An 18,044-nucleotide genomic window follows, 5' to 3' on the forward strand; every position below is an offset into this window, starting at 1 on the left:
CACCTCTAACTCCGGTCGGAAATCAGCTTGCCGACCAGTTGTGCCGTGTAATCAACGATCGGCACGATACGTCCGTAATTCAGGCGCGTCGGGCCGATCACGCCCACCGCGCCAATGATCTTTCGGTCCGCGTTCATATAGGGAGACACCACCAAAGAGGAACCCGAAAGTGAGAAAAGTTTGTTCTCGGAGCCGATAAAAATGCGCACCCCTTCGCCCTCTTCGGCCAGGTCGAGGAACTGTTCGATGTCGCGCTTGCGCTCGAGGTCGTCGAACAGGCTGCGAATGCGGTCCAGCTCTTCTCCATAGCCCTCCTCGGCCAGCAGATTCGAGCGGCCGCGCACGATCAGACGGGCCGAATCACCCTCGCCGTCGTCCCAGACGGCCAGGCCGCTCTCGACCATGTCGCGCGCGAGGCTGTCGATCTGCTGGCGCCGGGCCGCGATCTCTTTGCGGATCACCGCGCGCGCATCGCTCAGCGTTCGGCCCTCGATCAGGGTATTGAGGAAATTGGCCGCCTCGCGCATCGAGCTGGGGGTTTGCCCCGGCGGCGGCGTGAACAACCGGTTCTCGACATGGCCGCCGGCAAAGACCAGCACGACAAGCGCACGGTCATGCGCCAGCGAGACGAATTCGATGTGCCGGATCTCGGCCTCCTGCTTGGGCGCCAGCACCAGCGATGCGCCCCGCGTCACCCCGGACAGCGCCGCGCCCACGCGATCGAGCATGCCACCCACATCCGCCGTGTTGCTTCCGGTCAGGGTGGCCTCGATCTTTTCGCGGTCGGCCTCGGTCGGATCGGTCACCTCTAGAAAGCCGTCGACGAACATCCGCAGCCCCATCTGCGTCGGCACGCGCCCCGCGCTCACATGCGGGCTGTTCAGCAGGCCCAGGTATTCGAGATCCTGCATCACGTTTCGGATCGTCGCGGCGCTGACCTTTTCGCTCAGGGACCGGGTCAGCGTGCGGCTGCCGACCGGATCGCCGCTGTCCAGATACGACTCCACCACCAGGCGAAACACCTCGCGGGAACGCTCGTTCAGCTCGTCCAGAATGTTTTTCGCTTCATTCATACGCGTCACCCTTGGCGGTGCGCCATTAAAGACCACATATGCCGAAGGTCAATCGGGGTTGCATCCCTGCCGGGCCCGGCGGTATCCCGGCGCCGATTAAAAAAGGAATTCCCATGCGACCCTCTGGAAGAGATTTAAGTGAACTGCGGCCGGTTTCAATCGAGACGGGCGTCACGAAACATGCCGAAGGCTCCTGCATGATCCGCATGGGCGACACCCATGTGCTGTGTACCGCCACCATCGAGGATCGCGTGCCTCCATTTATCAAGGGCTCGGGCCTGGGCTGGGTCACCGCCGAGTACGGCATGCTGCCGCGCGCCACCAACACCCGCATGCGGCGTGAAGCCGCAGCCGGCAAACAGGGCGGGCGCACGGTAGAGATCCAGCGGCTGATCGGCCGGTCCCTGCGCGCCGGCGTCGACCGCGTCGCGCTGGGCGAGCGGCAGATCACCGTCGATTGCGACGTGATCCAGGCCGATGGCGGCACCCGCTGCGCCTCGATCACCGGCGGTTGGGTGGCGCTGCGGCTGGCCGTGAACAAGCTGATGAAGGTGGGCGATGTCCTCTCCGATCCGCTGATCGACCCGGTCGCGGCGGTGAGCTGCGGTATCTATGCGGGCCAGCCGGTGCTGGATCTGGATTACCCCGAGGACTCCGAGGCGGGCGTCGACGGCAATTTCATCCTGACCGGCTCTGGCCGGCTGATCGAGGTTCAGATGTCGGCCGAGGGGTCGACCTTCAGCCGCGATCAGATGAACCATCTGATGGATCTGGCCGAAAAGGGCGTGAATGAGCTGGTCGCAGCCCAGAAGGCCGCCTGCGCATGACAAGGAAGTTCACCGGCGACCGGCTGCTGATCGCCACCCACAACAACGGCAAGCTGGAGGAGATGCGCGCGCTTCTCCAGCCCTTTGGCGTGGCGGTTGTGGGCGCCGGTGAAATGAACCTGCCCGAGCCGGAAGAGACCGAGGACACCTTTGTCGGCAATGCGCGGATCAAGGCGCACTCGGCGGCCCGGGCCACCGGCCTGCCGGCGTTGTCTGACGATTCGGGGATCACCATCGACGCGCTGGACGGCGCGCCGGGGGTCTATACCGCGGACTGGGCCGAAACCCCGAAGGGGCGCGATTTCGTCATGGCGATGACCCGCACCCATGAGGAGCTGGCGGCGCGGCAGGCCCCGCATCCGCGCCGCGCGCAGTTCCGCTGCACACTGGTGCTGGCCTGGCCCGACGGCCATGACGAGGTGTTCGAGGGGGTGATGCCCGGTCAGGTGGTCTGGCCGATGCGTGGGGAACAGGGCCATGGCTATGACCCGATCTTTGTTCCCGAGGGATATGACATCACCTTTGGCGAAATGGACCGCTGGGAAAAGAACCGGATCAGCCACCGCGCCCGCGCGGTCGAGAAATTCGTTGCCGGCTGTTTTGGATGAGGATTGGCGCAACGGGGGCTTTGGCCTCTATGTGCATTGGCCGTTCTGCCAGGCCAAGTGCCCCTATTGCGACTTCAACAGCCATGTTTCACGTGAAATAGACCAATCCGCCTGGGTTAGAGCCTATCTGAGCGAGATCGCGCGCGTCGCCGAAGAGACGCCGGGGCGGGTTCTCACCTCGATTTTTTTCGGCGGCGGCACCCCCAGCCTGATGGCGCCCGAGACGGTGGCGGCGGTGATCGATGCCGCCCGCGCCCACTGGCCGTTTTCCAACGACATCGAGATCACGCTTGAAGCCAACCCCGGGTCGGTCGAGGTGGGCCGCTTTGCCGGGTATCGCGATGCCGGGGTCAACCGGGTGTCGATGGGGATTCAGGCGCTGAACGATGCCGATTTGCGGCGTCTGGGGCGGATTCATACGGTGGCCGAGGCACGCGCGGCCCTGGATGTCGCCCGCAGCTGTTTTGACCGCGTCAGTTTCGACCTGATCTATGCCCGCCAGGACCAGACGATGGATGCATGGCGGACGGAGCTGACCGAAGCGCTGGAGATGGCGCTGGATCACCTGTCTCTCTACCAGCTCACTATCGAACAGGGCACGGCCTTTGGCGATCGCTACAACGCCGGCCGGTTGCGGGGGCTGCCGGATGACGATCTGTCCGCGGATATGTATCTTGTCACACAGGAACTCTGCGCGAAATACGGCCTGCCCGCCTATGAGGTCTCGAATCATGCGGCACCGGGCGCGGAATCGCGGCATAATCTGATCTATTGGCGCTATGGGGATTATGCCGGTATCGGGCCCGGAGCGCATGGGCGGATCACCCAAGGCGCGGTTCGATATGCCACCGAGTCCATCCGGGCCCCCGCCGCCTGGCTGCAGGCGGTGTCCCGGGGAACGGGAGAATGTGTCAGAATGCCTCTCTCCCCTCAGGATCAGGGTTCTGAATACCTGATGATGGGGATGAGACTGCGAGAGGGACTAGATATTGAGCGTTATGCGCACCTTTCCGGGTGGCCATTGCCGCAACCCCGGATCGACCGCCTGCTGGAGCTGGGCATGATCCGGATCTCGGACAGACGGGTGATGGCGACCGATGCCGGACGCCCGGTCCTGAACGCAATTCTGCGCGACCTGCTGGTGGATTAGCCCGTGCGCTTTCTCTGGGCAGGTCTGGGGCTGGTTTGTGTCGGCCTTGCGGTGATCGGGGCGTTCCTGCCGCTGCTGCCCACGGTGCCCTTTTTATTGCTGGCCACCGTCCTTTTTGCCCGCTCATCGCCCCGGCTGCACAACTGGATTGTCAGCCATCCCCAGTTCGGCCCGGTGGTCGAGGATTGGGCCCGCTCTGGCGCAATCCGGCCGCGGGCGAAACGGTTGGCGACCCTGTCGATCGCCGCCGTCTTCTGCCTGTCGCTGCTGCTGGGGGTCGGCGGAACGGTTCTGGCTATTCAGGCCATTGTCCTGAGCGCCGTCCTGACCTTCATCTGGACGCGGCCTAACGGCTGAGTCGCGCGCAAAGATCGTCGAGCTGGTCCAGCGTAGTGTACCGGATCGAGACCCGCCCCGCCTCGCCGCCGGGTTCATGGTCGATATGCACGCTCATTCCCAGCATGGCCGACAGATCCCCCTCCAACGCCTTGGTATCGGCGTCCTTTTCCGGTGTCTTGCGCTGCGGCGCCCTAGCCGTTTCAGGCGCGCCCTGCTGCTGTTTCTTTACCAGGGCCTCGGTTGCGCGCACCGACAGCCCGTCGCGGACCACCGCCCTGGCCAAATCGGACGGCGTCTCGGACGTGATCAGCGCGCGGGCGTGCCCCGCGGACAGATCACCGTTCTTGACCAGAGATTGCACATCCTCGGGGAGCGTCAGAAGCCGCAGAAGGTTGGCGATATGGCTTCGGCTCTTGCCCAGGGCCTCGGCGAGCTTTTCCTGGGTGTGGCCAAAGCGGTCCATCAACTGACGATAGCCGGCCGCCTCCTCCACCGCGTTCAGATCGGCGCGCTGGATATTCTCGATGATCGCAATTTCCAGCACCTCGGTATCGTCCAGATCGCGGATCAGGACCGGAACCTGGTGAAGCTGGGCCTGCTGCGCCGCGCGCCAGCGCCGCTCGCCCGCCACGATCTCATACCCGCCACCCTTGGCCGGGCGAACAATCAGTGGCTGCAGAATGCCCTTTTCACGGACCGAGGCGGCGAGATCGTCGAGATTCTTTTGGTCAAAGCTGCGCCGCGGCTGGTTCGGGTTGGGCTTGAGCTGTTCGATCGGCACCTGACCGTCGGCGCGGGTCCGGGCCTGCGCCCCCGAGGCGGCCGGCTCCACCGAGACATCCGCCATCAATGCGGACAATCCGCGGCCCAGCCCACGGGGTTTGTTTTTCTTTTCTGACATCCTGCTCCCCTCCGCACCGCTCAGGCGGCGATTTTCTCATGTTTTCCAATCAGTTCGCGCGCCAACGCGCGATAGGCGACCGCCCCCTGCGATGCCGTGTCGTAACTCAGCACCGGCATCGCGTAAGAGGGCGCCTCGCTCACCCGGACATTTCGGGGGATCACCGTCTTGAACACAAGATCGCCCAGATAATCCCGCGCATCCTTTTCGACCTGTTGAGACAGATTGTTGCGGCGATCATACATGGTGAGGATCACCCCCTCGATCCGCAGGCCCGGGTTGGCCGTCTGGCGCACCTCCCGGATCGTCAACATGAGCTGTGAAAGCCCCTCGAGCGCGAAAAACTCGCTTTGCAGCGGGACCAGGACGGAATGCGCCGCGATCATCGCATTGACGGTGAGCAGGTTCAGCGAAGGCGGGCAATCGATCAGCACATAGTCCAGAGAAAAGCCGTCCATGGCCGGCTGCCGCAGTGCGTCATGCAACAGAAAGCTGCGTTTTTCGTTGGTCATCAGCTCGATATCCGCCGAGCTCAGATCGACGGTGGCCGGGACGATCAACAGCCCGTCAATGGTTGTGGGCTGAATTACCTCGTCGAGCGGCACATCCTCGACCAACAGCTCATAGGTGGTCATGTCCCGTTCCGACGGTTCGATGCCGAGCCCGGTCGAGGCATTGCCCTGCGGGTCTATATCCACGACGAGAACCCGCTTGCCACACTCGACCAGCGCCGCGGCAAGGTTGATCGCGGTGGTTGTCTTGCCCACGCCGCCCTTTTGGTTGGCGACGGCGATGATTCTCGGCCCTCGCGGGCGGGACAGGTCAGGCACGCGACACTCCTTCGATTTTCAGGATCACTGCATCGGGGTCGGTTTTACTGGTAATCGGCTGTGCCTGGAAATTCCATCTTTCGCGGGCGGCGGCGCATTCTTTTTCCCATGTGACGCCTTTGGGAAACAACGCGACCCCATCCGGTTTGAGATGCCGTGCGGAGAATTCCAGCAGGGTATCGAGATCGGCCAGCGCCCTGGCCGACAGGATGTCGGCCCCCTGCGGCGCAACCGCTTCGATTCTTTGCGTCAGAACCTCGCATGTCACCCCGGTTTCCCGCGCGGCTGTCCGTAGAAAGGTCGATTTTCGCTGATCGCTTTCGATCAGCGTCACCCGCAGTCCCGGGGCGGCCTCATGCGCCAGAATGGCGACCACAAGCCCCGGAAACCCGCCGCCGCTGCCCAGATCCACCCAATGACCGACGGGAGCGGCGCAATGGAAGACCTGAACAGAATCAACAATGTGCCGGGTCCAAAGGTCGCCCAGGCTGTTGCGGGAGACAAGGTTGATCCGCGGATTCCATTTCTCCAGCAGGTCCGCAAACCGCTCAAGTCGTCCCATTGTTTCACGTGAAACATCCAGGCCGGCAGGAAGGGCGCCGCGCCCCGTCACGCCCGGCGCACCTGAGGATCGCGCCGCAACCGCGCCAGAAGCAGCGCCAGCGCGGCCGGCGTCATCCCATCCACCCGAGCCGCCTGGGCCAGATTTTCCGGACGGGACTTGGAAAGTTTTGACTTCAGCTCGTTGGACAGCCCTTCGATCGCCTTGAAATCGAAATCGACCGGAATGACCCGCATTTCATCCCGGCGCAGGGCTTCGATGTCCTTTTCCTGCCGGGCAATATAGTTGACGTAGAGCGCCTCGCGCTCAAGCTGCGTCCGTATGTCCGCATCCACCGCGCTCAGATCCGGGTCCAGTCCAAGCAGATCGGCAAATCCCACATCCGGAAAGGCCAGAACAGCCATCCCCGTCCGGCGCGTTCCGTCCTGATTTACGCGGATTCCGGCCGCAGCCACCTGTTTCGGCGTGTAATTCCGCCTGGTCAGCTGCGCCCGCGCTGCATCCAAACGCTCCATCTTGTCCCGGAAAACCCCCGCCCGCCGCTCCGATACGCAGCCGAGGTCAAGGCCGAGGGGAGTCAGCCGCTGATCCGCGTTGTCCGCCCGCAGAGACAGCCGGAATTCCGCCCTGGATGTGAACATGCGATAGGGCTCGGTCACACCACGGGTCGTCAGATCGTCGACCATGACGCCGATATAGCTCTCGGAGCGATGGAAGGTCACCGGCGCGCGCCCCTGAACCGCCAGTGTCGCGTTCAACCCGGCGACAAGACCCTGCGCCGCGGCCTCTTCATAGCCGGTGGTGCCATTGATTTGCCCGGCAAGATAAAGACCCGGAATGTCCCGGACCGCCAGTTGCCCGGTCAGCGCCCGCGGATCGACATAGTCGTATTCAATGGCGTAACCGGGTTGCAGGATGACCGCCCGCTCCAGCCCGGCGATGGACTGCACATAGGCCTCTTGCACATCCAGCGGCAGAGATGTGGAAATTCCATTCGGATAGACCGTGTGGTCGTTCAGACCCTCGGGTTCGAGAAAGATCTGATGCGACTCCTTCTCTCCGAACCGCACGATCTTGTCCTCGATCGACGGGCAATAGCGCGGGCCGACCCCGTCAATATGCCCGCCGTACATGGCCGACCGCGAGAGGTTCCGTTCGATGATTTCGTGGGTGCGCGGATTGGTGTGGGTAATTCCGCAGGCGATCTGCCGGGCCTGCACTTGTGTGGAGAGAAACGAAAACAGGACCGGATCCTCATCCCCCGGCTGCATTTCCAGGCCGTCCCAGGCGATTGAGCGTCCATCCAGACGCGGCGGCGTCCCGGTTTTCAGCCGCCCCAGCGGCAGGCCGAACGACTCGATCCGTTCCGCCAGTTTGACCGATGGCTTGTCGCCCATGCGCCCGCCCGGCCGCTGAACATCGCCGATGTGAATGACGCCGCGCAGAAAGGTTCCGGATGTCAGGATCACCGCCTGGGCCCGAATCCCGGATCCGTCGGCCAGGGCAACGCCCGCGACCCGATCGCCGGACATCAGGAAGTCGGTGACCTCCCCCTCTACAATCATGAGGTTCGGCTGCGCCTCTGTCTCGGCCAGCATGGATGCGCGGTAGATCGCGCGATCCGCCTGGGCGCGCGGCCCCTGCACGGCCGGGCCTTTTCTCCGGTTCAACAGGCGAAACTGGATCCCGGCCTTGTCCGCGACACGGCCCATCACCCCATCCAGCGCGTCGATTTCGCGCACCAGATGGCCTTTTCCCAGGCCCCCGATCGCCGGGTTACAGGACATCACCCCGATCCCGTCCCGGGTCAGGGTTACCAAGGCCACGGATGCGCCCATCCGGGCCGCGGCGTGGGCCGCTTCCGCTCCGGCGTGGCCACCACCGACCACCACGACATCGACGTCCGAATGTTTCACGTGAAACACTCCTCATTTACCCAGGCAAAAACTGGCAAAGATCTCGTCCAGCAGATTTTCCACATCGATCCGCCCCACAAGCGATTCAAGGGCCCGAATCGCATTTCTCAGTTCATCCGCCGCGATATCATACATATCGGGCCCGGACTCCAGAATGTTCCGCGCCACGCGGATCGACGCCAGCGCCCGCTCCATCGCCGCGCGGTGCCGGTCCCGCGTCGCCAACCCTGCGCTGGCCGAGCGGTCCGAAAGGATTCTTCCAATCTCATCGGTCAGCCAATCCAGACCTTTTCCCGTCAGGCCCGACACCGCGCCAGTCGGATCGCTCTGCTGATCGGCCTTGGGGCGGGCCCGGATATCACCAGGACGAAACTCTACCTCGAGCTCTTCCCCCGCTTCGGCCAGAAACACCCGAAGGTCGGCCGCCTCGGCCCGTTTCCGCGCCAGCGCGATCCCCATCCCTTCGACCGCGTCCTCCGTATCCCGCAACCCGGCGGTATCAAGCAGCGTTACCGGCAGCCCGGCAAGGTCCATCCGCACCTCGATCACATCCCGCGTCGTTCCGGCGTAGTCCGAGGTGATCGCCGCCTCACGCCCGGCCAACGCATTGAGAAGGGTGGATTTTCCCACGTTCGGGGCACCGACGATTGCCACCTCGAACCCCTCCCGGATCCGTTCCGCCATCTTCACACCGGCAGTCTGCGCTTCAAGATCCCGCGCCACCGTGTCGAGCAGCGCCCGCACCTCCGGCGTGACGTCCGTCGGAACCTCCTCATCCGCGAAATCAATCACCGCCTCGATCAGCGCCGCGGCGCGGATCAGGTCGCGGCGCCAGGTCTCCGCCAGCCGTCCCAGCGCGCCTTCCAGCAGCGCATGCGCCTGTTTGCGCTGCGCCTCCGTCTCGGCGTCGATCAGATCGGCCAACCCCTCCACCTGCGCCAGGTCCAATTTGCCGTTTTCCAGCGCCCGACGGGTGAATTCCCCCGGTTCCGCCTGCCGCAACCCTTCGACGCGGCCCAGTGCGGACAGCACTCCGGCAACGCCGGCGATGCTACCATGCACCTGAAGCTCGGCTACATCCTCTCCGGTGAAACTCGCCGGCGCCGAAAACGTCAGGATCAACCCCTCATCCAGCGCCGCGCCCCTCTCGTCCCGCAAGACGCGCAGCACCATTCCGCGCGCAGGCAGATCCCCACCCCCCAGCCGCGCCGCGGCCATATGGGCCTGCGGGCCGGAAATGCGGATCACCGCCACACCGGCCTTGCCGCGTGCGGTTGCCAAAGCGAAAATCGTGTCCATGGCGCGTCTCCGCGCGGAAAATCCGCGCTCAGGTGTTCATGGAGTCGAAAAACTCTGCGTTGGTCTTGGTCTGCTTGAGTTTCGACAGCAGGAATTCGACGGCATCCGTGGTGCCCATCGGGTTCAGGATGCGGCGCAGCACAAAGGTTTTCTGCAGGTCGCCCTTGTCGATCAACAGATCCTCTTTCCGTGTACCGGATTTCAGGATGTCGATGGCCGGGAACACGCGTTTGTCGGCGATCTTGCGATCGAGCACGAGTTCCGAGTTGCCGGTGCCCTTGAACTCTTCAAAGATCACCTCGTCCATCCGGCTGCCGGTGTCGATCAGCGCCGTGGCGATGATGGTCAGGCTGCCGCCCTCTTCGATATTCCGCGCGGCACCAAAGAACCGCTTCGGCCGTTGCAGCGCGTTTGCATCCACACCGCCGGTCAGAACCTTGCCCGAGGACGGCACAACAGTGTTAAAGGCCCTACCAAGTCTTGTGATTGAGTCGAGAAGGATCACAACATCTCGTTTATGCTCGACCAGGCGCTTGGCCTTTTCAATCACCATCTCCGACACCGCCACGTGCCGCGTCGCCGGTTCGTCGAAGGTCGAGGAGACGACCTCCCCCTTCACCGATCGCTGCATGTCGGTCACCTCTTCGGGCCGCTCGTCGATCAGCAGCACAATCAGATAGCATTCCGGGTGGTTCTTTTCGATCGAGTTGGCGATGTTCTGCAGGATCACGGTCTTACCGGTCCTGGGCGGCGCCACGATCAGCGACCGCTGGCCTTTCCCGATAGGCGCAACCAGGTCGATGATCCGTGCGGTCCGGTCCTTGATCGTGGGATCCTCGACCTCCATCTTCAGCCGCTCATCGGGATAGAGCGGCGTGAGATTGTCGAACGCGATCTTGTGCCGCGCCTTTTCCGGATCCTCGAAGTTGATCGTGGTGACATTGGTCAGGGCGAAATACCGCTCGTTGTCCAGCGGCGCCTTCATCTGCCCGTCCACGGTATCGCCGGTGCGCAGGCTGTACTGCCGGATCATCTCGGGCGAGACATAGATGTCGTCAGGGCCCGGCAGATAGTTCGCCTCGGGCGAGCGCAGGAACCCGAAACCGTCCTGCAGCACCTCCAACACCCCGTCTCCGAAGATTTCCCAGCCTTCATCCGCGCGTTCGCGCAGAATCTGGAACATCATCTCGCCCTTGCGCATGGTCGAGGCGTTCTCGATCTCCAGCTCCTCGGCCATGGCCAGCAGGTCCTTGGGGCTTTTCGCCTTGAGATCGGAAAGGGTAAGGGATTCGGTTGTCATGATGATACGGCCCTTGGCCCCCAAACGGATGAGGGGCACTTTTCATAGAAACAGGAAGGCACATCGCCCGGACGGGCGCGTTGACGGATTACATAGTCAAGGCGCCTGACCGAGTCAAATACCGATCAGAATTTCACCACGACCGAAATCACGATCACGATCATCAGCAGCGTCGGAACCTCGTTCATCATGCGGAACCGGCGCCCGGTCAGCCGGTTGCGCCCGGCCGCAAAATCCTTGCGCCGCGCATTCAGCCAGAAATGGAACCAGGTCATCGCGATCACCGATACCGCCTTGGTCCAGGGCCAGATCCAGGACCAGTCGACGATCCCCGGCGTCGCCACCAGTATCAGCCCCATCACCCAGGTGGCGATCATCGCCGGATGCATGATGTAGCGATAAAGCTTTTCCTCCATCACCATGAAGATCCCGGCCGCATCCGGGACGTCCTCCACCCGCTCGACGTGATAAACGAACAGACGCGGCAGATAGAACAGCCCGGCCATCCAGGACAGGACCGCCATGATATGGATGGACTTGGTCCAGGGGTAAACTGTGATCAGGAGGTCGGACATCATTCTCTCAGCTCTGTTTCTCACTTCCTAATAATAAGAAAGAAAAGAAAAAAGGATGATGATTATGTAGGAGGCCTCAAAACGGTGGATTACTGTCTTGTCCCGGCACTTATCCCACGTGGGGACAGATTTTTCGAAAATTCCCAGAAAGAGAAGAAAACATAAAATTTCACAAATAAAACAAATGGTTATGAAATTACCAGGTTCTTAATGCCTGGGGATAACTTCGGGAGAAAATGCGGGAAACCCACCTTGTCCCGGTTTCCCCAGTTATCCTTATCCCGGCGGGAGATCTCTTGCGCGCTTTCGGTCAGATCCGGCCGTTCTGTTGGCGGCTTGCGTGTCCGGCCGGATTCCCTAGAAACCCTACAGATCCATCCGCGCAGCCATACCGGAGTTTTCCACATGTCTGTCCCAATCGTCCTTGCCTCAGGCTCGCAAATCCGCGCCACGCTGCTGCGGAATGCCGGGCTCGAGGTCGAAATCATGCGCCCCCGCGTCGACGAGGCGGCGGTCAAGCAGGCCCTTCTCGCCGAGGGGGCCCCGCCCCGCGACATCGCCGATGCGCTGGCCGAACTGAAGGCCCGCAAGATCAGCGAAAAGACCCCCGGCGCGCTGGTGATCGGTTGCGATCAGGTTCTTGAATTCGACGGCGCGCTTTTGTCTAAGCCCGAGACGCCCGAGGCGGCGCTGGATCAGCTGCGCCAGATGCGCGGCAAACGGCACCGGCTGCTCTCGGCCGCGGTGATCTGCCGCGACGGGCGGCCGGAATGGCGCCATGTGGGCCAGGTGCGGCTGACGATGCGCGCGGCGAGCGATGCCTATCTTCAGGCATACGTCGCCCGCAACTGGGACAGCATCCGCGACGCCGTCGGCGCCTACAAGCTCGAGGAAGAGGGCGTGCGCCTTTTCACCGCCATTGACGGGGATTACTTTACCGTTTTGGGTATGCCATTGTTGGAATTGCTCAATTTCCTGATGCTTCGGGGGGCGATAGACTCATGACAGACATGCGGATTCCGCTGGCGGGGGTGATCGGCACCCCGATCGCACATTCCAAATCGCCGCGCCTGCACCGGCACTGGCTCAGAACCTACGGGATCAACGGCCACTACATCCCGATGGAGGTGCGCGCCGAGGATCTCGAACAGGTGTTGCGAACGCTGCCGAAAATGGGCTTTGTCGGCGCCAACGTCACCATTCCGCACAAGGAAAAGGTGCTGACCATTGCCGATCAGGTCACCGACCGTGCAACGCTGATCGGCGCGGCGAATACGCTCATATTCCGCCCCGACGGCAAGATCCACGCCGACAATACCGACGGCTACGGTTTCATGGAGAACCTGCGCCGGGGCGCGCCCGGCTGGGATCCCGCCAGCGGCCCGGCGGCGGTGCTTGGTGCCGGCGGCGCGGCGCGGGCGGTGATCTGCGCGCTGCTTGATGCCGGCGTGCCAGAGATTTTCCTGACCAACCGCACCAGGGTGCGCGCGGACAAGCTGAAACAGGACTTTGGCCAACGCATCTGCGTCGTCGACTGGGTGCAGGCCGGAAATATCATCGAGGACGCCGCGCTGGTGGTGAACACAACCTCGCTGGGCATGATCGGCAAGCCCGAGCTGCGGGTGCCCCTCGATGGGATCGGACCGCAGACCGTTGTCACGGATCTTGTTTATAACCCTCTGAAAACAAGACTTCTTCAGGTGGCGGAAGAGGCCGGCGCAACTGCGGTGGACGGGCTGGGGATGCTGATCTACCAGGCGGTGCCGGGGTTCGAACGCTGGTTCGGCATCCGGCCTGAGATCGATGACGCTACCCGGGCGGCGGTCCTGGCATGACATTTGCGCTGGGTCTGACCGGATCTATCGGCATGGGCAAGAGCACCACGGCGAAACTGTTCGCCGAACAGGGCTGCGCCGTCTGGGATGCCGATGCCGCCGTTCATCGCCTTTATGCCAGCGGCGGCGCCGCGGTTTGCCCGATGCGGGCCGAATTCCCCGAGGCGATTGTCGACGGCGCGGTCAGCCGCGCGGTGCTGAAACGGATCATCAGCGCCGATCCGGGCGCGCTGCCGCGGATCGAGCGGATCGTGCACCCGCTGGTTGCCGAGGATCGCGAGCGGTTCCGTGCCGAGGCGACCGCAGATATTCTCGTCTTCGACATCCCGCTGCTGTTCGAGGGGGGCGGCGCGGCGCGGATGGACGCCACCGTCACGGTCTCGGCCCCGGCGGAGGTGCAGGAGGCAAGGGTGATGGAGCGCGGCACCATGACGCCCGAGCAATTCCGCCAGATCCGCGACAAACAGATGCCGGATGCGGAGAAACGCTCCCGGGCCGACTATGTGATCATCACCGACACGATCGAACACGCGCGCCAGCAGGTGGGGCAGATCGTGGCGGACATCAGGGCGGGGATGAAAGATGCGTGAAATCGTACTCGACACCGAAACCACCGGACTCGATCCCAAGACTGGCGACCGTATCGTCGAAATTGGCGCGGTCGAGCTGTTCAACCATGTCGCCACCGGCAACACCTATCACCAGTACATCAACCCCGAGCGGGACATGCCGCAGGAGGCATTCCAGGTGCACGGGCTGAGCGAGGCGTTTCTCAGCGACAAGCCGGTTTTCAAACAGGTCGGGCAGGCGTTTCTCGATTTCATCGGCGACGCCAAGCTGGTCATCCACAACGCCAGCTTCGATATGAAGTTTCTCAACGCAGAACTGCGCTGGATGGGGCTGCCGGAACTGCCCTGGGAGCAGGCGGTCGATACGCTCGCCATCGCGCGCAAGAAGTTTCCCGGCGCTCAGGTGTCGCTGGATGCGCTCTGCCGCCGCTTCAGCATCGACAACTCCGCCCGGACGCTGCACGGCGCGTTGCTCGACTCCGAAATCCTGGCCGAGGTCTACCTGGAGCTGATCGGCGGTCGGCAGCCCGATTTTGGCCTGAAGGCCGACCAGGGACAGCGCGGCATGACCGGCGCCGATGCGAACTGGCGCCCCAAACCGCGCCCCGCCCCCCTGCCCGGACGGATCACCACGGCAGAACGGACCGCGCATGAGGCTTTTGTCGAAAAGCTTGGCGAAAACGCCCTTTGGCGACTGGGCTGAGCCCGCCGCGCCGAAAAAACCTGCGATATCAACGAAAAAGGCCGCGGTATGCGCACCGCGGCCTGTCGTCTTTTTCTCGTCCTTGGCGGACCGTCAGGCGTCGGTCTTGGTGGCGCCCTGGGCGGCCTGACGGCGGGCCAGCTCGCCACGGTAAAGCGCCACGAAATCGATGGTATCCAGGTTCAGCGGCGGGAAGCCGCCGTCGCGGGTCACGTCGCTGACGATCCGGCGCAGGAACGGGAACAGCATCCGCGGGCATTCGATCAGGAGGAAGGGATGCAGCTGTTCTTCCGGCACACCGGCCACATGGAAGATGCCGACATATTCGATTTCCATCAGGAACAGAACGTCGTCCATGCCCTTGACCTTGGACTCGACGTTCAGCTTGATCGAGACCTCGTACTGCTCTTCCGCCGGCCGCTTTTTCGCGTCCAGGTTCACCCGCACGTTGATATCGGGCTGTATCTCACCCGAGGCGCCCTTTTGCGCCATCACGTTCTCAAAGGACAAATCACGGATGAATTGGCCCAGAACCTTCATCTGGATCTGAGGTCCCTTTTGCGCTTGTGCGCCGTCTTCTGCGCCGGTCTCGGCCATGGAGTGTCTCCCAAAAATCGCGTTCGGATTTGCTTAGCACCTTGCCCCGGTCATCTCAATGCCGGTCCGGCCCGCCAACCCAGCCCGAGGGCGGCCGGCGGGTGTGTTGCGGATCGACCTCGGTATAATCGCCGTCGATCACGTCGTCGGCTCCGCCGCTCCGGGGTCCGGCCTGCCGATGCCCGGTGCCCGAGCCGATGTCGAACCGCGCCACAGTGACGCGGCTGCGCAGATACCGGAACACCGCCACCCGCACCGGCGGCATGAGCAGCGCAAAGCCCAGCGCATCGGTGAAAAACCCCGGCGTCAGCAACAGCGCCCCGGCAAGCAGGATCATCGCCCCATGCGCCAGCGGCTCGGTCGGGTCGTTCATTTCGGAAAAGGCACGCTGCAACTGTCCGATCGCCATGCGGCCCTGGGTGCGCACCAGCCAGGTGCCCAGCACCGCCGTCAGCACCACGATGACAAGGGTCGGCCACAGCCCGATCAGCCCGCCCACCTGGATGAAAAGGGCGATTTCAATCAGCGGCACGGCCAGAAAGGCCAGAAACAGATACATTCGGCGGTTCCTTTTGCTTGTGCGGAACAGTGGACTAAGCCCTGCCCCTCACCTACATAAGGGCCAATGGGTAGCCTTACAAAGCCCGTCGCCTGATACGAGGACCAAATGAATTCACCTTTGATCCAGCTTCTGGTGCTGGCCGGCATCGCCGTCTTCCTGATCCTTCGGCTGAAAAACGTGCTGGGGACACGAGACGGGTTTGAAAAACCGCCCGTGCCGCCCCAGGCCGAGAAACCGGCGCGTCCCGACTTTGCCGTGATCGAGGGCGGCCCGGACCGGGACATCACCGATCATGTCCCCGAGGACAGTGCGGAGGCCGCCGCGCTGGCGGCGATGAAGCGGATCGAGCCCGCCTTTTCGGTGTCGGAGTTCGTTCAGGGCGCGCGCGGCGCCTACGAGATGATCCTGATGGGATATGAGCGCGGCAATCTCGACGAGATTCAACCCTTCCTCGCCGAGGATGTGTTCGAAACCTTTGTCGCCGGCGTCGCCGCGCGCGAGGATCAGGGCCTTAAGATCGAGGCGGAATTCATCGGTGTGCGCGAAACTGCAATCGCCGGGGTGGATTTCGACAAGGACAGCAACCGCGCCGAAATATCGATGCGCTTCATCGGCGAGCTGACCTCGGTGGTGCGCGACCGTGGCGGCGACATCGTCGAGGGCAGCCCGACTTCGGTCAAGCGGCAAAAGGATACCTGGACCTTTGCCCGCACCATGGGCAGCGCCGATCCCAACTGGCTGCTTGTCGCCACGGACGGATGATTGGCGCGCTCCGCTCGGTCGTTCTGGCGGGGGCTGTTCTGATGGCCCCCCTCTCGGGCGCCGGGGCGGAGCCGCTGCGCGAAATCCTGGATTTCAGCGATCTCGACGGCTGGGAGTCGGACAATCATGCCGACGCCCTGTCGGTGTTCCTGCAAACCTGCCCGGACATGGCCGATCCCGACTGGCGCAACCTCTGCGCCGTGGCGCAGCACCAACAACCGAAAAGCGCGCGCGCGTTTTTCGAGCTGTTCTTTCGGCCGGTCCTGATTCGCGATGACCGCGCCTCTTTGTTCACCGGGTATTACGAACCGGAACTGACTGGCTCGCGCCACCCCACCGCGCGGTTCCGCTATCCGCTCTACCGGATGCCGCCCGAGGCGAAACGGCAGATCCCATGGCTCTCCCGGCGCGAGATCCTGACCAGCGGCGTGATGGAGAACCGAGGTCTCGAAATCGCCTGGGTCGATGATCCGGTCGAGCTGTTCTTTTTGCAGATCCAGGGCTCGGGCCGGATCGGCCTGCCGGGCGGCGAATCCTTGCGCGTGGGCTATGGCGGCTCCAACGGCCATTCCTATCGCTCGATCGGGATTGAACTGGTCCGACGCGGAACCTATGACGCGCATCAGGTCAGCGCCCAGGTGATCAAGAACTGGGTGCGCCGCAACCCCGAGGACGGGCAGGATCTGCTCTATCATAACCCGTCCTATGTGTTTTTCCGCGAAATCAGCCATGTCGGCGACCACCTCGGCCCCCTCGGGGCGATGAACCGGCCGGTGACGCCGCTGCGCAGCATTGCGGTTGATCCCGCTTTTGTGCCATTGGGCGCGCCGGTCTGGTTGGAAAAGAATGGCACGGGAAAAATGCGGCGACTGATGGTGGCACAGGACACCGGATCGGCGATCAAGGGCGCGCAACGGGCCGACATCTTCTTCGGCACCGGCAAGGTGGCGGGCCAGGCCGCCGGGCGGCTGCGCGATCCGGGCCGGATGGTGGTCCTGCTGCCGATCCAGCGCGCCTATGCCCTGTTGCCGGACGGGACATGATGGCACGTCGCAAGCTCAGCAGGGAAGAGATGGAGCTCTGGCGCAGGGTCGCGGATCAGGCCGAGCGCCTGCATCCCCGGCGGACCGAAACCGCCCTACCGCAGCCGGTGCCCGGAACCAAGGCGCCGAAACCGCGGGATGCGCCCTCGTTCGATCCGTTCCGGATGGGTCAGGCGGCCGGGCCGACCCCCCCGCGCCACGACCTCAAGCCCTCGGTGCGCGACCAGATGTCCGCCTCGCCGGTGCAGATGGACAGCAAGGCCTTCACCCGGATGAAGCGCGGCAAGCTGCGGCCAGAGGCGCGACTCGATCTGCACGGCATGCGGGTGGATCGTGCGCACCCGGCGTTGATCCAGTTCATCCTGTCCTCGCAGGCGGCAGGGCGGCGGCTGGTTCTGGTGATCACTGGCAAGGGCAAGCGCAGCCAGGACAGCGGACCGATCCCGACCCCGCGCGGCGTGCTCAGGCATCAGGTGCCGCAATGGCTGTCGATGGCGCCGGTGGCGCAGGCGGTGTTGCAGATCAGCCCGGCCCACGTCAGCCATGGCGGCGACGGCGCCTATTACGTCTATCTGCGCCGGACGCGATAGCGC

General features: G+C 63.5%; 21 protein-coding genes. 11 read left to right on the forward strand and 10 right to left on the reverse strand.

Annotation, left to right across the window (positions count from 1 at the left end; all coding sequences use genetic code 11):
• Positions 1 to 5: 5 nt before the first annotated feature.
• Positions 6 to 1,073, reverse strand: a complete 1,068-nt coding sequence (hrcA, locus tag E1832_RS15080; RefSeq protein ID WP_133360598.1) for a heat-inducible transcriptional repressor HrcA — start codon at positions 1,071 to 1,073, stop codon at positions 6 to 8.
• Between the two features lie 113 nt (positions 1,074 to 1,186).
• Here hrcA and rph point away from each other — a divergent pair, with 113 nt between their 5' ends.
• The 4 genes from rph to E1832_RS15100 are packed head-to-tail and all read left to right on the forward strand — an operon-like array spanning position 1,187 to position 4,015.
• Entirely contained in the window at positions 1,187 to 1,900 is a 714-nt protein-coding gene (rph, locus tag E1832_RS15085) for a ribonuclease PH (protein ID WP_133360599.1), read from the forward strand.
• A complete protein-coding gene (gene rdgB / locus E1832_RS15090; RefSeq protein ID WP_133360600.1) occupies positions 1,897 to 2,508 on the forward strand; it encodes an RdgB/HAM1 family non-canonical purine NTP pyrophosphatase in 612 nt (203 codons plus the stop codon). The genes rph and rdgB overlap by 4 nt, the downstream gene beginning before the upstream one ends.
• Positions 2,501 to 3,658 carry a radical SAM family heme chaperone HemW gene (gene hemW / locus E1832_RS15095; protein ID WP_245514006.1) on the forward strand — a complete coding sequence of 386 codons (1,158 nt, stop codon included), beginning with the start codon at positions 2,501 to 2,503 and terminating at the stop codon, positions 3,656 to 3,658. The genes rdgB and hemW overlap by 8 nt, the downstream gene beginning before the upstream one ends.
• Before the next feature lie 3 nt (positions 3,659 to 3,661).
• Positions 3,662 to 4,015: a YbaN family protein gene (locus E1832_RS15100; RefSeq protein ID WP_133360602.1), complete on the forward strand. Its 354-nt coding sequence runs from the start codon at positions 3,662 to 3,664 to the stop codon at positions 4,013 to 4,015.
• On the opposite strand, the gene E1832_RS15105 is transcribed toward E1832_RS15100, so the two are convergent.
• The 7 genes from E1832_RS15105 to E1832_RS15135 form a co-directional block, all read right to left on the reverse strand.
• The gene (locus tag E1832_RS15105; RefSeq protein ID WP_133360603.1) at positions 4,005 to 4,898 is read right to left on the reverse strand and encodes a ParB/RepB/Spo0J family partition protein; all 894 of its coding nucleotides are present in this window, start codon (positions 4,896 to 4,898) and stop codon (positions 4,005 to 4,007) included. The genes E1832_RS15100 and E1832_RS15105 overlap by 11 nt on opposite strands.
• Before the next feature lie 20 nt (positions 4,899 to 4,918).
• Positions 4,919 to 5,728 (reverse strand): ParA family protein, encoded by an 810-nt coding sequence (locus E1832_RS15110; protein WP_133360604.1) that lies wholly within the window; start codon positions 5,726 to 5,728, stop codon positions 4,919 to 4,921.
• Entirely contained in the window at positions 5,721 to 6,290 is a 570-nt protein-coding gene (rsmG, locus tag E1832_RS15115; RefSeq protein WP_133360721.1) for a 16S rRNA (guanine(527)-N(7))-methyltransferase RsmG, read from the reverse strand. The genes E1832_RS15110 and rsmG overlap by 8 nt, the downstream gene beginning before the upstream one ends.
• Before the next feature lie 47 nt (positions 6,291 to 6,337).
• Entirely contained in the window at positions 6,338 to 8,206 is a 1,869-nt protein-coding gene (gene mnmG, locus E1832_RS15120; protein ID WP_133360605.1) for a tRNA uridine-5-carboxymethylaminomethyl(34) synthesis enzyme MnmG, read from the reverse strand.
• A 12-nt stretch (positions 8,207 to 8,218) separates the two neighbouring features.
• A complete protein-coding gene (gene mnmE, locus E1832_RS15125; protein WP_133360606.1) occupies positions 8,219 to 9,505 on the reverse strand; it encodes a tRNA uridine-5-carboxymethylaminomethyl(34) synthesis GTPase MnmE in 1,287 nt (428 codons plus the stop codon).
• Between the two features lie 28 nt (positions 9,506 to 9,533).
• Complete coding sequence (gene rho, locus E1832_RS15130; protein WP_133360607.1) at positions 9,534 to 10,805, reverse strand: transcription termination factor Rho; 1,272 nt, start codon at positions 10,803 to 10,805, stop codon at positions 9,534 to 9,536.
• Between the two features lie 125 nt (positions 10,806 to 10,930).
• On the reverse strand, positions 10,931 to 11,380 hold the full coding sequence (locus E1832_RS15135) for a CopD family protein (protein ID WP_133360608.1): 450 nt from the start codon (positions 11,378 to 11,380) through the stop codon (positions 10,931 to 10,933).
• 405 nt (positions 11,381 to 11,785) lie between these two features.
• Here E1832_RS15135 and E1832_RS15140 point away from each other — a divergent pair, with 405 nt between their 5' ends.
• From E1832_RS15140 to dnaQ, 4 genes are read left to right on the forward strand one after another with little or no spacing between them, the layout of a single operon-like run.
• Positions 11,786 to 12,385, forward strand: coding sequence for a Maf family protein (locus tag E1832_RS15140; protein WP_133360609.1), 600 nt, complete (start codon positions 11,786 to 11,788; stop codon positions 12,383 to 12,385).
• A complete protein-coding gene (locus E1832_RS15145) occupies positions 12,382 to 13,215 on the forward strand; it encodes a shikimate dehydrogenase (protein WP_133360610.1) in 834 nt (277 codons plus the stop codon). Before E1832_RS15140 ends, E1832_RS15145 begins: the two co-directional genes overlap by 4 nt.
• Complete coding sequence (gene coaE, locus E1832_RS15150) at positions 13,212 to 13,805, forward strand: dephospho-CoA kinase (protein WP_133360611.1); 594 nt, start codon at positions 13,212 to 13,214, stop codon at positions 13,803 to 13,805. Before E1832_RS15145 ends, coaE begins: the two co-directional genes overlap by 4 nt.
• A complete protein-coding gene (dnaQ, locus tag E1832_RS15155; protein WP_133360612.1) occupies positions 13,798 to 14,487 on the forward strand; it encodes a DNA polymerase III subunit epsilon in 690 nt (229 codons plus the stop codon). Before coaE ends, dnaQ begins: the two co-directional genes overlap by 8 nt.
• Positions 14,488 to 14,580: 93 nt before the next feature.
• On the opposite strand, the gene secB is transcribed toward dnaQ, so the two are convergent.
• Positions 14,581 to 15,084 (reverse strand): protein-export chaperone SecB, encoded by a 504-nt coding sequence (gene secB / locus E1832_RS15160; protein ID WP_133360613.1) that lies wholly within the window; start codon positions 15,082 to 15,084, stop codon positions 14,581 to 14,583.
• Between the two features lie 55 nt (positions 15,085 to 15,139).
• Positions 15,140 to 15,643, reverse strand: a complete 504-nt coding sequence (locus E1832_RS15165) for an FxsA family protein (protein WP_133360614.1) — start codon at positions 15,641 to 15,643, stop codon at positions 15,140 to 15,142.
• A 108-nt stretch (positions 15,644 to 15,751) separates the two neighbouring features.
• Between E1832_RS15165 and E1832_RS15170 the strand changes: the two genes are divergently transcribed.
• From E1832_RS15170 to E1832_RS15180, 3 genes are read left to right on the forward strand one after another with little or no spacing between them, the layout of a single operon-like run.
• Complete coding sequence (locus E1832_RS15170; protein ID WP_133360615.1) at positions 15,752 to 16,408, forward strand: Tim44/TimA family putative adaptor protein; 657 nt, start codon at positions 15,752 to 15,754, stop codon at positions 16,406 to 16,408.
• Entirely contained in the window at positions 16,405 to 17,451 is a 1,047-nt protein-coding gene (gene mltA / locus E1832_RS15175; protein WP_133360616.1) for a murein transglycosylase A, read from the forward strand. The genes E1832_RS15170 and mltA overlap by 4 nt, the downstream gene beginning before the upstream one ends.
• Positions 17,451 to 18,041, forward strand: a complete 591-nt coding sequence (locus E1832_RS15180; protein ID WP_133360617.1) for a Smr/MutS family protein — start codon at positions 17,451 to 17,453, stop codon at positions 18,039 to 18,041. The genes mltA and E1832_RS15180 overlap by 1 nt, the downstream gene beginning before the upstream one ends.
• Positions 18,042 to 18,044: the final 3 nt, after the last annotated feature.

The organism is Antarcticimicrobium luteum (genome assembly GCF_004358185.1).
Classification (GTDB): Bacteria; Pseudomonadota; Alphaproteobacteria; order Rhodobacterales; family Rhodobacteraceae; genus Antarcticimicrobium; species Antarcticimicrobium luteum.